The sequence below is a fragment of the Asticcacaulis sp. AC402 genome (assembly GCF_000495835.1).
Taxonomy (GTDB): domain Bacteria; phylum Pseudomonadota; class Alphaproteobacteria; order Caulobacterales; family Caulobacteraceae; genus Asticcacaulis.
Genome location: NZ_AWGC01000017.1, coordinates 101010 through 115349, shown reverse-complemented (window position 1 = coordinate 115349; position 14340 = coordinate 101010). Strand labels below are relative to the sequence as shown.

The 14340-nt window shown below is 54.4% G+C and carries 9 protein-coding genes; all 9 read left to right on the top strand.

The genetic code is table 11. From position 1 onward, the window contains the following. Positions 1-76: 76 nt before the first annotated feature. The 9 genes from ABAC402_RS31195 to ABAC402_RS31165 all read left to right on the top strand — a co-directional run bounded on the left by ABAC402_RS31195 (position 77) and on the right by ABAC402_RS31165 (position 14335). Entirely contained in the window at positions 77-784 is a 708-nt protein-coding gene (locus ABAC402_RS31195) for a FadR/GntR family transcriptional regulator (RefSeq protein ID WP_031235625.1), read from the top strand. 371 nt (positions 785-1155) lie between these two features. Continuing rightward, positions 1156-2388, top strand: coding sequence for a cellulase-like family protein (locus tag ABAC402_RS31190; RefSeq protein WP_023449715.1), 1233 nt, complete (start codon positions 1156-1158; stop codon positions 2386-2388). 2 nt (positions 2389-2390) lie between these two features. Then, positions 2391-3860: a family 43 glycosylhydrolase gene (locus ABAC402_RS39275; protein WP_082179934.1), complete on the top strand. Its 1470-nt coding sequence runs from the start codon at positions 2391-2393 to the stop codon at positions 3858-3860. Positions 3861-3886: 26 nt separating this feature from the next. Continuing rightward, positions 3887-5278: a family 43 glycosylhydrolase gene (locus ABAC402_RS39270; RefSeq protein ID WP_082179931.1), complete on the top strand. Its 1392-nt coding sequence runs from the start codon at positions 3887-3889 to the stop codon at positions 5276-5278. A gap of 62 nt (positions 5279-5340) precedes the next feature. Beyond that, the gene (locus ABAC402_RS31185; protein WP_162148521.1) at positions 5341-8160 is read left to right on the top strand and encodes a TIM-barrel domain-containing protein; all 2820 of its coding nucleotides are present in this window, start codon (positions 5341-5343) and stop codon (positions 8158-8160) included. 8 nt (positions 8161-8168) lie between these two features. After that, on the top strand, positions 8169-10310 hold the full coding sequence (locus tag ABAC402_RS31180; RefSeq protein WP_162148520.1) for a Sip1-related alpha-galactosidase: 2142 nt from the start codon (positions 8169-8171) through the stop codon (positions 10308-10310). Next, positions 10307-11368 (top strand): glycoside hydrolase family 43 protein, encoded by a 1062-nt coding sequence (locus ABAC402_RS31175; protein WP_023449710.1) that lies wholly within the window; start codon positions 10307-10309, stop codon positions 11366-11368. The genes ABAC402_RS31180 and ABAC402_RS31175 overlap by 4 nt, the downstream gene beginning before the upstream one ends. 58 nt (positions 11369-11426) lie before the next feature. Continuing rightward, on the top strand, positions 11427-12875 hold the full coding sequence (locus ABAC402_RS31170; RefSeq protein WP_023449709.1) for a glycoside hydrolase family 30 beta sandwich domain-containing protein: 1449 nt from the start codon (positions 11427-11429) through the stop codon (positions 12873-12875). Between the two features lie 101 nt (positions 12876-12976). Further along, the gene (locus tag ABAC402_RS31165) at positions 12977-14335 is read left to right on the top strand and encodes a cellulase family glycosylhydrolase (RefSeq protein WP_023449708.1); all 1359 of its coding nucleotides are present in this window, start codon (positions 12977-12979) and stop codon (positions 14333-14335) included. Positions 14336-14340: the final 5 nt, after the last annotated feature.

The following is a 14340-nucleotide window of genomic DNA, read 5'->3' as shown; positions in this document are numbered from 1 at the left end:
TCACCAAGACCACGGCTTGACATGTATACAAACGAGCTTATCCTGTCATACAGGTTTATGCAACAAGGAACACAACATGTCCCGAGCGAACAGTCCGGATCGCGACACAGTGTCTGAGATTGCGGCAGCACTCGGCCGCCACATTGAAACCAACGGCTTAATGGTGGGTGACAAAATGCCGAGCGAATTGAGCTTGGCCGAACAATATGGAGTATCTCGGACGGTCATCAGAGAGGCGTTCCGCTCGCTCGCCGCGCTGCAAATGATTTCATTGAGCCCCGGAAAAAGAGCATCTGTTTCGCTTTCGAATGGCGAACCGGTCGCGAGAATCCTTGAGCACAGTGTGCGCATGGATGCTGTGGCAATCCAGGACGTCTACGATGTCAGACGAACCGTCGAAGCCCGAACAGCGACTCTCGCAGCAATACGACGCACGGACAAGGAGGCAGAAAACATTGCCTGGCATGCGAGCCAAATGAAAAGTCTGTTTCATGACCCGGCTGCAGGGATGGAGCATGACATCGCGTTCCATCATGCCATAGCCCGTGCGTCTCGCAACAAAGTCTTCGAGATGATGATCACCAGCTTCGAGGGCATAACCCGCGAAACCTGGCCGGTCGGATGGCGCAGCCGAAACTCTGATGCTGAGCGCCTGGCTATGGTGGACCTGCATATGGATCTCGCTTCAGCAATATCGCAAAGGGATGCAATCCGCTCTGCCGAGATTATGTCCCAACATTTTGACGTCTCCACGCGAGCACTTCTGTCCGCTGGCATTCGGTGAAACGACACTTTAGGCCCCTGTATCAGGCCCCTCCGAAACCAACAGGGAGATCCCAAAAGACGTGCAGGACCAAACTCGCTAGCTCTGTGAAGTCAGCCGTCTGCAATAGTCTCGCCGAATAGATCTAAAGCGTGACTTTACGCGTTCAGTTATTCATCGGCTTTTTTGCAGTTGCGAATACTGCACACTCAAGCCGCCAGGACACGGCAGAACATGAGAGCGCAATCCGATAGATTGGACACCACCGCACGGGCGCTCCCGTTTTCGCAAAAATTGCGCGACAAAACAAAAACTTAGACCGGTTTTTTGAGTCCATCAAAACTCATACCGCTCTAGCCGGACGTCAAAAAAAAGGTAGGTAAGGAACACAAATGAACCGCAAAGAGTTTATAACTGGCGCCGCTGCTATGGCCACTTTGGCTGTCACCAAGGCAGCGGATGCGGCGACAAATCCACCAACAGTTAGAGCGTCAACGCTCGCCATTACCATGTGGGATTTTTCCTGGCTCGAGCGCAGGTGGCCCGGCGCCGGTTACGAAGACTGGGATGTCGCGCTCGATGGTCTGGTCGAGCGTGGCTACAATGCGGTTCGGATTGACGCATTTCCACACCTCCTGCACTTCGGCGCGGAAAAAGAGTGGTTACTTCTGCCAGTCTGGGACCAGCAGATTTGGGGATCTCAGGACGTAAATCGCGTCAAAATTCTTCCCGCTCTAATTGAGTTTATTGAAAAATGCCACAAACGTAATATTCGGGTGGCCCTGTCGTCCTGGTTCCGGGAGGACGAATTCAACACCCGCATGAAAATCACCTCGCCTGAGGTAATGGCTCAAATCTGGATATCCGTGCTTGATGCAGTAAGACGCGCAGGTCTCATCGACGCGATACTGTGGACCGATCTCTGCAATGAATGGCCTGGCGATATCTGGGCACCCTATTTTCTTCCAAAAGCAAATTGGGGGGAGTGGCACCTTCCTCACTCATTAAGCTGGATAAACCGCTCCATAGAATTGGTTAGAATCGCCTACCCACAGATGCCATTGCTGTATTCATTCGACAATGATCGTGTCGAAAACTATCTTGATCATGATTTGTCAGAATTTGACTTGTTTGAACATCATATCTGGATGGCGCCCCAGAATGGTGGGGAATTCTACAATATTGTCGACTATAAGTATGGTCGGTTCGATCCACGCGGCTACCGCAATTTAAGTTTGAAGGCGGAAGCAACTTACCGCGAAAAGCCAGCCTATTGGCAGGGACTACTTACCGCAAAAATTGACCGCATTGCCGCCGTTTCGAAGACGGCTCGGAAGCCATTGGCGATCACGGAATGTTGGGGTTTGGTCGATTACAAGGACTGGCCACTGCTGAAATGGGACTGGCTCAAGGAACTCTGCGAGATTGGAACCGTCAGGGCTGCCAGCACCGGTCAGTGGATGGCGATCGCCACTTCAAATTTTTGTGCACCCCAGTTCGTAGGTATGTGGCGTGATATCGAGTGGCACCAGCGTATGACAAAAGTCATCCGCGAAAGCCCACTGGACCAAAGTTTGATTAATGCTCGCCTTATGCGCCCCCTTGCCGGCAAAAAGGTCGCCTAATCATGCGTATTCCGAATGGCAACGGGAAAACGGTGCCTGGGCGCCAGTCGGACCCGAGCCAACCGAACTATCCAGGGAAAAAATCATCAGTTTGCCGATGGTCTGCTGGCCTTGCCGCCGCCGCCGTTCTATTCGGCTTTGGTTCACAGGTTAAGGCCCAGAACCCTATACTCCCCCACATCTATGCGGCAGATCCGAGTGCCCATGTCTGGCCGAATGATCCCAACACACTTTGGCTGTACACCTCTCACGACGTTCCGGGGACCAATAACCACCAGTCGATGAACGGGTATCATGTTTTTTCGACCCAGGACCTCGTCAATTGGGTCGACCACGGACGGGTATTGGGTGTTGAGAATGTCGCATGGGCCATAAGTCATGCCTGGGCGATTGATGCCGTCTTCTGGAAAGGGAAGTACTATCTCGTTTACTGTATGGTTGAGCGTGAAACGGGAATGTTTCGCACCGGTTTGGCCGCAAGTGATCGCCCGCAAGGACCATTTACAGATATCGGATTTATCAAGGGTGTTGAATGGGGCCAGGATCCCGCGCTGTTCGTGGACGATGACAACACGCCTTATCTGTTCTGGGGTTCGGGGGGCAATGCCTATGGGGTGCGACTCAGCGATGATCTTATGTCGGCCATCCCCGGCACGACTGTAAAGCTGACCCAACAGCTTACAGACGTGTTCGAAGGGCCGTGGGTGCATAAGTATAACGGCACCTATTACCTGTCCTATCCCGGCCTCCCCGGCGGAAAATGGCCAGAGGAAATGTATTATGCCACCGCCCAATCCCCCCTCGGGCCCTACACGACCCAAGGCAAATACATTGGCTCATTTGCCTTGCAGTCGGGCACCAACCACGGTTCGTTCGTCAAGTTCAAGGATCGCTGGATCGCATTCTACCACAGCGCCTGGGGCTCGGCCGGGAAAAGCGAAGTCCGCTCGGTGATGGCGGACTTTGTAACCTACGACAACAAGGGCAAGATTTCGCCGGTTATCCCAAGCAAGAATGGCATCAGTAACGGCGTTCCCCCCAGGGTAACCATCCGGCTCGAGGCTGAAAACGGCCCCGCGGCTGGCGGGCGCCTTGACGATACCCGCGTAGAAACGGCACATTCTGGCTATAGTGGATCAGGTTATGTGACCGGCTTCAGGACTTCGCATGCCTATGTCCGCGTTCTGGCCCAAACCGCCGGAAAATCAAGCTACCGCTTGCGAATTCGCTATCGAGCTGAAGCAGATACGCCGATCTGGCTCTTGCTCAATGAGACAAGGCTTAACGGTGACAACGAAACCTACAAAACCGTTGCCTTGCCCAAGTCTGACACCTTTGTAACGTATGAGGTCGGCCTCGCCACACTGAGTGCCGGCGATAACCTTCTTTCCCTGGGTTCGAAGGATCCTGCACATGACACGTTGGCTGTTGATGCCATTGAACTTGTCTACGAACCCCACCCCCTAAATTAGGCCAACCTGTCGGGACGACATCCATCATGAAACGAAAGCACAACGCGTTGGCGATCGCACTTGCCGGGTCAATGTGGGCGGCACTGGCGCTTCACGGTCATGCCCAAACGCCAACGGCCAACGGTAATCCGATCGCGCCACACATCTATGCTGCCGATCCGTCTGCACATGTTTGGCCAGAGGATCCAGATACCCTCTATCTCTACACGTCTGTTGATACACCTGGCACCAACCATCATGCGTCGATGGCCAGTTATCACGTCTTCTCAACAAGAGACGGAAGCAACTGGATCGATCATGGCGAGGTCCTGTCTGTCGATCGCGTCAACTGGGCCGTCAGCCATGCATGGGCAATTGATGCCGTGTTTCACGAAGGCAAATACTACCTCGTCTACTGCATGAAAAACCTTAAGGATGGGCTGTTCTCGACGGGACTTGCGGTGAGCGATCGTCCTGAAGGACCTTTTGAAGATACAGGTGTTATCGAAGGCGTTGAGAATGGTCAGGACCCCGCCCTGTTTATCGATGATGACGGACGCAAGTATCTCTACTGGGGCTATGGACACCGGATTTTTGGGGCAGAGCTAAATACCGACCTAAGGTCAATAAAGCCCGAGACCAAGATTGAACTGAGTGGCCAACTCGAAGACGCTTTTGAGGGGCCGTGGATGAACAAGATCAACGGGGTCTACTTCCTGTCCTATCCTGGTCTGCCCGCCAAAAAGTGGCCGCAGCACATGTACTACGCGACAGCCCAATCACCGCTTGGACCTTTCGAGCCAAAAGGCAAGTTTATGGAAGGCTTTGATGGGCAGGCCGGCACAAATCACGGGTCTATTGTAAAGTGGCGCGACAAGTGGGTTTTCTTCTACCACAGTGCCTGGGTCTCGGGCGGGAACGGTACAAACCGCAGCCTGATGGCTGACTTTCTAAACCTCAGCCCGGATGGTCGTTTCAGCCTGGCGTCTCCCACCCGTTCAGGAATAGCGGCAAACGGCACAGGTCGAACGATACTTAGGCTGGAGGCCGAGAACGGCCGTGCAGCCGGTGGTTTTCTCAAAGGCGCTACAGCAGGGGCTGACACTTCCGGGTATTCGGGGCGCGGTTATGTCACCAACTTTGCCAGTTTCGAAAGTCTCGTGGGGGTCAGCGCCTATCTCGCCAAGCCACAGTCCATGAAGCTGAATGTCAGATATTCGGCACCCAAAGATACGCATGTATTTGTAATGGTTAATGAAACCAACATCAACGGTGGCTACGAGGCCTATCGGGAGATCGTTCTGAAGGGGAACGAAGGTTTCGCTGATGCCGATTTGGGCGTCGTCGACCTGAAGGCCGCGGCAAACCTTATCACACTCGCCTCGCGCAACGAGTCGGGACTGAAAATCGACTATTTTGAGCTCATCCCGCTTCCGTGAAGCAGGTTTTGATGCCTCGCGATTCCAACACAAATCCTCCCTGCCAAAGCATGGGAGACTCGATGGAGGAGAACATGGTAATCACCCGACGCCAGGGACTGGTGAGTTTTTCTGTGGGCGCCCTGGGATTGTCCACATCAACTGGATTGGCCGCGGAGGGAAGCGCGCCCTTCAGAGATTTCGAGTCCCTTCCAGCCGGCGTCCGCATGCGTCAGGGTGGCTACACAATCGATGTCTGCCTTTCTGGCGCGGACACCGTCAGTGTCATCAAATATCCTCATGATCGTAAGCCGCCGCTCGGTTTTTTCTTGCCCTCCACGCCGAGTGACAGTCAGGCCACCTTCAAGAATGGGGTTTTGCGCCTTGGCAAGATCAGTGTCTCGGTCGACAGCGCAGTCGGTCGCCTACGCTTTGCCAAATCCGGTGTGTCGAGATTAGAGGACCTGGGCGGACAGGACCTGACGACGTTCCACCTTGCGAAAGAAGCCGATTTGTATGGCCTGGGCCAGTTTCGCGATCCGCACATAAATTACCGCAACAAAAGCGTCTATCTCGCGCAGGGGAATATGGATGCCATCAACCCGATGCTCGTTAGTACTGACGGCCTGGGTTTGCTTTGGGATACGGGCACGGACAGCCATTTTACGTCCAGGGGCAAGTCAGTTGAATTCACAAATCCATCGCCGGTCACCCGCTATCATGTGTTCTTGGGGGATACACTTGAAGAGGTCATCGCCAGTTACAGACGTCTGACCGGCAAAGCGCCTCTGTTACCCAAGTACGCGTATGGCTTCTGGCAATCCCAGGAGCGCTACAATACCCAGAAGGAGCTCACCGACGTCCTGGACGGTTACCGGACTCGCAACCTTCCTGTTGATGTCATGGTTCAGGATTGGGGTTACTGGGGCGACGCTTCGCACTTCAGCGGTATGGTATGGGACAAGCAGCGATTTCCTGACCCGGCGGGTATGTGTCGGCATGTTCATAGCCAGAATGCACACATCATCGCAACGGTTTGGCCTGCGGTCGGGACGGAGTCGAAAGTGTATAAGGCGCTCGATCAGAAGGCGCTCCTTCTGAACGTGCCTCACTGGAGTGGGGGACGTGTCGTTGACATGACATCCCCTGAGGCGAGGAGCATTTACTGGGAGCATATCCGTGATGGTCTGCTTTCCGTCGGATTGGATGGCCTTTGGACAGATGGGACAGAGCCTGAATTCCTATCGACGGGAAGCCGCTACGTTACGACCCAGGCCTATGTCAGTGCCGGCTTGAGCCACGCGGGGCCAATAAGTGAGCACAGCCTGACCTTTAGCTATCTTCAGGCGCAACTCCTTTACAACAAGATGCGCGAGCATCGCCCGGACCGTCGGCCTTTTATCCTTACGAGGTCAGCATATGCCGGCCAGCAGGCCTTCAACGCGATCACCTGGTCGGGTGATATCTTCGCGAGTTGGCAAACCTTGCGCAATCAAATTGTTGCTGCGCAACAGATGAGCCTAAGTGGCATACCCTACTGGACCAACGACATCGGGGCGTTTCTCGTAACCCATCGCTTCCCGAAAGGTCTGGCCAGTCCCAGCTACCGTGAGCTCTATGTCCGATGGTTCCAGTATGGCGCTTTTTTGCCAATTTTCCGCGCACACGGCACGCAGATACGCCGTGAGCTGTGGGCGATAGGTGGACCGGACGATCCCTGCTATCTGGCCCTCAAAGGGGCGCTTGAACGGCGCTATGCGTTGTTACCCTATATCTACAGTCTGGCCGCCAAGGTCACGCTTGAGCACGCACCCCTGGTGCGACCGCTGGTCCTGGATTTTGGCCATGACCAGAAGATCAATGCCTACCCGCACCAATACATGTTCGGCCAGAACATACTGGTGTGCCCGGTCACGACACCGCTGCTGCATGACCAGGAAGATCCCTACGAATTCTTGCCCAACTACGCCGTCAAGGGTCATGCGGGGCCAGCGGCCGAGGTCATCTTCTATGAAGGTGAAAATTTCGAGCGCAAGGTAGAAGAGCGCCTGACCGATGACCTGAAGATGAGTTGGTTTGGTGATTTGCCGGCAGCCCTGAAGGGCAAGCCCTACAGCGCGATCTGGCGAGGCAAGATCATAGCTCAGGAGACGGGCCGCCACAAATGGCGCATATTCACTCAAGGGCTTCTGCGTTTTTCTTTTGATGAGGTCCTCAAAGTTTCCAGCAAAGGCTCCGACAGCGACGCGCTCAATAGGGCAAATGGAGCCGTTTCCTTTACGGGCCATGAAGGCGACGACGTCTATTTCTTCGAGGCGGACCTCGTCAAAGGTCAGGTGTATAGTTTTGAACTTACCCAGAGCCAACCCAAGCCTGACGCCGTGAGCCTGTGGGTTGAATGGATAACGCCCTCCCACGCCGAGGATATGAAAGCACCGCCGGCCAAGGCTTTTGAGGTGTATCTTCCGAAGGGTCGGGACTGGTACCCCATTGGCACCACTAAGCCACTGAAAGGGGGACAGGTCATCCCTCTGAAGCCCGCTCTCGATGACCTTCCCTTATTTGTCCCGGCAGGCTCCTTACTCCCCCAGACCCCGGGCATCAAGCACGCCGCTGACACAGTGTCAGAAACCGAAGTGCATATATACCCCGGTCTGGACGCTGGTTTCGATCTCTACGACGACCAGGGTGATGGCTTTGGTTACGAACGCGGCGAATACAGCCTGCTAAGGCTAAAGTGGCACGAAGCCCGCCAATCCCTCACCATCGGGCGTATCGACGGCAACTTCGACGGAATGCCGCAGGAGCGCCGCCTCAAGCTCATCCTGTACAAGGGCGAAACCCCCTCCATACACATGGCCGTGGCTTCAACTGCGGGTGCAAAATCAATCAAACTCGGATGAGGCTTTCCATGCATCGCCGCCAACTCATCAAGACCCTCCCTGTAACCGCTGCCGCTTTCAGTACTGCAGTGAACGCAAAAGCTGCGGAGAGCCTGGAAAAGACTGGCGCCTCTCTAAACCATGGGGGACTGAACCGCATTGCAGGCCTCTCGGCCTGGTCGTCAGTTCGAGGCGTCAAACCTGCGATCCGCGCCTCTGTCATGGCCAGAGGCACTACGCTGTTGTCGCTGGTTGTCCAATCGCGTGACACACTTCCATCCGACGCCAGCCTGGGTATTCGGTTTGAAGAGGCGCCTGGCTTTCAGGAGGGTGTCGTTTTCTGGCGCTACGCGCCTTGGAAAGCCTGGACGAAACCCGTCAAGATGATGCGCTTCGATGATCTGGAGGCCGACGACGTCCAGTGTGCCTATTGGCAGTATGAAGATGGGACCTATGCGGTTGCCCTGCCTCTGGGTGGTGGCGGCTTTCGGACGACCCTGGGCGCCAGAGCGGGCGCCATGACGACGGTTTCCAAGGCCCTTGCACCCGCGCGCGTTAAAGAGACCCTTCCACAGGTGGCGATTGGCTTCGGTGAGGATCTCTATTCTGTCCTGGAATCGGTTTTTGAAGACGCCATGGTGGCGCTGGGTACACCTGAAAACCTGCGAAGACACAAATCTCTACCCCATGCCCTCACCTACCTCGGATGGAACACTTGGAATGCATCCGGGAATGGCCGGGATATGAGCGAGCAATGGGTGCTCGACCAGGTGGACCGACTTCTGGCCGCCAAGGCCCCTATCCGCTCGCTCGTCCTCGATGACGGCTATTTCGAAGCAGACGACGGCAGGCTGCAGTCCCTTGTTCCCAACAGGAAAAAGTTTCCAAATGGACTGAAGCCCGTTGTTGATGCCCTGAAGGCCCGCGGCCTGAAGCACGTCGGGGTCTGGCACGCCTTTAACATCTACTGGAACGGTATGGATCCGGAATCCGAAATCGGACACCTCTATAAGGGGAAACTGTTTTCCTGGACCCAAAAACCCTCGCCCATTGATACAACAGGCAGGCTGGTAACCTATCATTCGCTCAAGCCTGAGGCAGCCGTACTGAATGGGTACTTCGATACATACTACACAAAACTGAAAGAGGCCGGAATTTCCATCGTCAAGGTGGACAATCAGCTGGTGGCCGAGCGCATGGCCAGGGACAACTATCCGGTATGGGATCTGGCCGTAGCCTACCACTCTGCCATTAACCGGGCCGTGGCTAAGCACTTTGATAACGCCATCATCAACTGCATGGATATGACCAATGATGCGTTCCTGAATTTCGGTCGCACGCCGGTTGCGCGCTCTGTTGAGGATTATTTCCCTTACAAGATCGGTGAAACCTACAATCTGCAGGAAGGCAATGCCGCGGCCCATGTGCTTCAGGCCATATACAACGCCCTCTATTTTGGTCAGGTGTCGTTTCCTGATTTCGACATGTTCGAGACCAGCAATCCGAATGCAAGACTTCACGCGGTTACCAGAGCCGCAAACTGCGCGCCCATCTACGTGACGGATAAGGCTGGGCAACATGATGTCGAACTGCTGCATTCCCTGGTGGATCACGAAGGTATAACCTTGAGGGCGGATACACCGCTCTTACCTACCCGCGACTGTCTCTTTCAGGTTCAGGCGGCCAGGCTGTTCAAAGCCTGGTCCCTCTGTGGCGAGGGTGGCCTCCTCACGCTAATGAACCTGGCGGATGCGCCCAGGGTCAGCGGCAAGGCTTATCTGACGGATATCGCACGGCTCCCACCCGGCCGTTACGCCGTCTGGGCGCAGTTTGAAGAGACCTTGTGCATGGCTGACGATGAAGCCAGCTTTGAGGTTACTCTGCCACGCTTTGGACATGAGATTTTGCGCGCCGCCCCCATCAGGCATGGCCGGGCCGTATTGGGGCTCAAGGAAAAACTAAATGGCCTGGCCTCGGTCCGCGATACCGTCTCAAGCCCCGAACACCTGGATCTGATAGCCCGCGATCATGGTGTTTTGCTAATCTATTGTGAACAGGCCCCCTCCCTGGTGCTCGTCGATGAAAAGCCTGTGAAGGCGGACTTTGCAAACCGACTGCTGCGCATCGAACTCAAGGACGGATCGCGCGCCTATAAGGTCTCAGTCAGATGACGCCCCCTGTTACATTAGCCGGCTTGTGCACGCTTTTCGCCGCCCTTCTTTGGACCGCTCCCGCGCAGGCTGAAAATCCGATTGTGCCCGGATGGTATGCCGATCCGGAGCTACGTTTGTACGAGAACAGGTTCTGGATCTATCCGACCTACTCGGATGACTATGGCGAACCCTATCGTTCAGATACTTTTAGCCAGTGGCAGACGGAACAAAGGGCCAGAACAGATCGGGTATGGCCGCCCTTTTTGAAGCATACCTTTTTCCACGCTTTTTCGTCTGAAGACATGGTTCATTGGAAAATGCACCCGTTTGTGCTGGATGTAAAAGATGTCGCGTGGGCCGCCTATTCGCTTTGGGCACCGTCCGCCATTGAGCATAATGGAAAGTACTATCTGTTTTTTGGCGCTAACGACATCAAAGACAATGAGCAGGTCGGCGGTATCGGTGTCGCATTGAGTGATCAGCCTCAGGGCCCGTTTCGTGATGCAATCGGCAAGCCTTTGATCGACCGTTTTCACAACGGGGCTCAGCCGATCGACCAGATGGTTTTCAAAGATGACGATGGTAAGGTCTATCTCATTTATGGTGGCTGGAAACATTGTAATATTGTTCGGCTGAGCGATGATCTTCTTAGCGTTCAACCACATGACGACGGCAGCGTTTTCAAAGAAATCACACCAAGCCCAGACTACGTTGAAGGTCCGTTCATGATCAAGCGCAAGGGCATATACTACCTTATGTGGTCAGAGGGCGATTGGACCGGCCCTGACTATAGGGTTGGCTACGCGACAGCAAACAACCCGACCGGTCCTTTCGAACCGGGTGGCGTAATCCTGGCTCAAGACGATCAAATTGCGCGGGGCGCGGGTCACCATTCCGTCTTAAACATACCAGGCACCGACGACTGGTACATTGCCTATCACCGCCGACCCTTGGGCGAAACCAACGGCAATCACCGTGAATTGGCAATTGAACGAATGAAATTCGATGATGACGGCTCAATCCAACCTGTAAAAATGACAAAATCTGGAACAGGCACAGTCCACTTGAATCATTAGGTGCCAAACCGAATCTGTTCTTTTGACTGCCTTTGCCTGTTTATGGAGGTAAACAAAAATGAAATTCAACCGCAGAACATTCGTAGCGAGCAGTTTGGCAACCGCCGCCGTGTCCGGGACTACTCAGGCCGCCGGCTCAAGAACACCCACCTTCATATCGACCAGGCGCGAAGCTGTATGGCAAGACCTGAGCGCCTCGGTGAACGTGCTGACGCAAGGCAGTCCGGATGTACGTGTGGCAACCGACCAGCCGGCTCAGATCATTGATGGGTTTGGCGCTTGCTTCAATGAGCTCGGTTTCGATGCATTAATGTCCCTCCCGCCAAAGACTCAGGTTTCCGTTCTTGGCGACTTGTTTTCACCGCCCTCGTCTACCGAACACGGACTTGGGTTCACTCGGTGCCGCATGCCCATCGGCGCCAATGACTTCGCGCGGGATTGGTATTCTTGCAATGAGGTGTCCGGTGATTTCGCTATGCGACACTTTTCGATCCAGCGCGATGAATCATCGCTCATTCCCTTCATTAAAGCCGCCCAGCGACTTCAACCTGATCTGACGCTTTGGGCGTCGCCCTGGTCTCCACCATCCTGGATGAAAACCAACGGGCATTACGCTCAGAATACTTCGTCGCCAGGACAACCCCCGAACGGCTTAACCGCTGCTCAAATTGTGCCCGAAGGGTCGGACGGCTTTATCCAGGACGACACTTATTTTCGGGCCTACGCCCTGTATTTTAAGCGCTTCCTTGAAGCCTATAGCTCACACGGCATCAAAATTGACATGGTCATGCCGCAGAACGAGTTTAACTCGAACCAATCATTCCCTTCGTGCGTCTGGACACCAAAGGGGCTGGCGCGCTTCATCTCCCACTTGCACGAAGCCATGTCGCCTTTAGGCGTTGACATCTTTCTTGGCACGATGGAGCGTCCAGATACTCAACTTTTTGAACAAGTGTATGCGGATCCCAATGCGAGACGAGCAATAAAGGGTGTAGGCCTGCAATGGGCCGGGCGCGGGGCGGCACCGTTCCTGAAACGGGACCACCCCGACCTCAAAATCTATCAAACTGAACAAGAATGTGGAGATGGACGCAATGATTGGCGATATGCCCGCTACACTTGGGACCTCATGCGCGACTACATGAGAGCAGGCGTGAGCGTTTATCAGTACTGGAACATGGCTCTTCTCAAAGACCGCCCTTCGACCTGGGGCTGGAAGCAAAACAGCCTGGTTGTTGTAGATCCAGATGCTCGGACCGTCTCATACACACCAGATTATTACACTTTGAAGCATGTATCTCATTTCGTAAGGCCCGGCGCGCGGCGAGTTAATGCTCAAAGCTGGACAGGTCATGACAATGCGCTCGCATTCGTAAACCCGGACGGGCAACAGGTCCTTGTTTTGCGCAATGACGACACCGAAGCCTTGCCTCTAAAAGTCGGCATTTCTGGGAATATCGCCGAAGTCATCGTGCCCGCCAATTCACTCAATACAATTGCGTTGTAGTGAGGAAAAACTAAATTTTGCATCAAACTGGAAGGTGAAGCGAGTGTGTTCAAGCGGTCGAGACTCTAAATCCAAGCTGCAAAAACATGAAAGGGTTACCTATGGCTGACTTTAATCGCCGACATATTCTGTGTTTTACCGGTGCATCCGTGCTCGCGGGCTGCGATACCTCGTCGATTACACGAAGTTCCAAAGACGCCGTCGGCCTAAGTTCACCGAGCCGATTCGTGTCCGTCGATGGGCAGAGATTTTCGCTTAACGGATCAAGCTATCGCTTTGTCGGCGCTAACATCTGGTACGGTGCCTATCTCGGCTCGCCAGGGGCCACGGGCGACAGGGCGCGTTTGTTGCGTGAGCTCGACGATATGCGCGCGGTCGGCATAACAAACCTCAGAGTACTGGCCTCGTCAGAATCTGGTCCCTTGATTAGCTCGGTTTCGCCAACCTTCAGCGAAAAAGGGAAACTGGCCAGCAATAGTGACCTTCTCTCGGGACTGGATTTTCTACTCTCCGAGATGGCCAAAAGAGACATGAAAGCGGTCCTCTACCTCACTAATTTTTGGGAATGGTCCGGGGGTATGCAACACTACCTACACTGGGCAGATGGTCGGCCGGTTGTAGATCCGGCTGCGCCCGACCACATCTGGCCGGCGGTCGCCAACCGGGTCGGGGAGTTTTACCGAACCCCGGCGGCCACTGAACTCTACTATAGCTACGTGAGAAGCCTTGTTTCGAGGGTTAACTCAATAACCGGGATTGCCTACAAGGATGATCCCACGCTTATGTCTTGGCAACTGTCCAACGAACCTCGTGCCGGCGGCAGTCGAAACGATGTCTTGGCAAACCTGCAACCCTACTATGAGTGGATTGAGACCACCGTACAACTCATCCGCTCGATTGATAAAAACCACCTGGTATCATTAGGCCATGAAGGCCTGAAAGGCTGTGGTGAGGACCGCCAGTGTGTGCTGGATGCCCACCGTTATGTTGACTACATGACCGCACATATCTGGCCCCAGAACTGGGGATGGGTAAACGGAAAAGACCTAAAGGGCACTTACCAAAAAGGTGAGGCAGCCGTAAGTGACTATATAGATCAACATGTCGCCATGGCTAAGCTTGCAAATCAGCCGTTGGTTTTTGAAGAGTTTGGTTATCCGCGAGATGACGAGGCATACGACCCAGGCACGCCCACGATATGGCGAGATCGCTTCTACGCGTTGATCTTTAAGGCCGTAGAAGACTCGCAGCGGCTGGGCGGTCCAGTACAGGGGTCTAATCTCTGGGCTTGGGGCGGCACCGGGAGAGCAATTCATTCGGACTATAAGATGAAAAAAAATGACGTCAACTTTGTCGGCGATCCCCCCCATGAGCCACAGGGTTGGTACAGCGTCTTTAGCTCCGATACTTCCACAAAAGCGCTCGTTAAAGCGCATGCTTCAGTATTGTCAAAACGATAGGATCC

Bases quoted from the DNA above. Each gene is read 5' to 3' on its own strand.
- ABAC402_RS31195 (WP_031235625.1), top strand. From the start codon at position 77: ATGTCCCGAGCGAACAGTCCGGATCGCGACACAGTGTCTGAGATTGCG.
- ABAC402_RS31190 (WP_023449715.1), top strand. From the start codon at position 1,156: ATGAACCGCAAAGAGTTTATAACTGGCGCCGCTGCTATGGCCACTTTG.
- ABAC402_RS39275 (WP_082179934.1), top strand. From the start codon at position 2,391: ATGCGTATTCCGAATGGCAACGGGAAAACGGTGCCTGGGCGCCAGTCG.
- ABAC402_RS39270 (WP_082179931.1), top strand. From the start codon at position 3,887: ATGAAACGAAAGCACAACGCGTTGGCGATCGCACTTGCCGGGTCAATG.
- ABAC402_RS31185 (WP_162148521.1), top strand. From the start codon at position 5,341: ATGGAGGAGAACATGGTAATCACCCGACGCCAGGGACTGGTGAGTTTT.
- ABAC402_RS31180 (WP_162148520.1), top strand. From the start codon at position 8,169: ATGCATCGCCGCCAACTCATCAAGACCCTCCCTGTAACCGCTGCCGCT.
- ABAC402_RS31175 (WP_023449710.1), top strand. From the start codon at position 10,307: ATGACGCCCCCTGTTACATTAGCCGGCTTGTGCACGCTTTTCGCCGCC.
- ABAC402_RS31170 (WP_023449709.1), top strand. From the start codon at position 11,427: ATGAAATTCAACCGCAGAACATTCGTAGCGAGCAGTTTGGCAACCGCC.
- ABAC402_RS31165 (WP_023449708.1), top strand. From the start codon at position 12,977: ATGGCTGACTTTAATCGCCGACATATTCTGTGTTTTACCGGTGCATCC.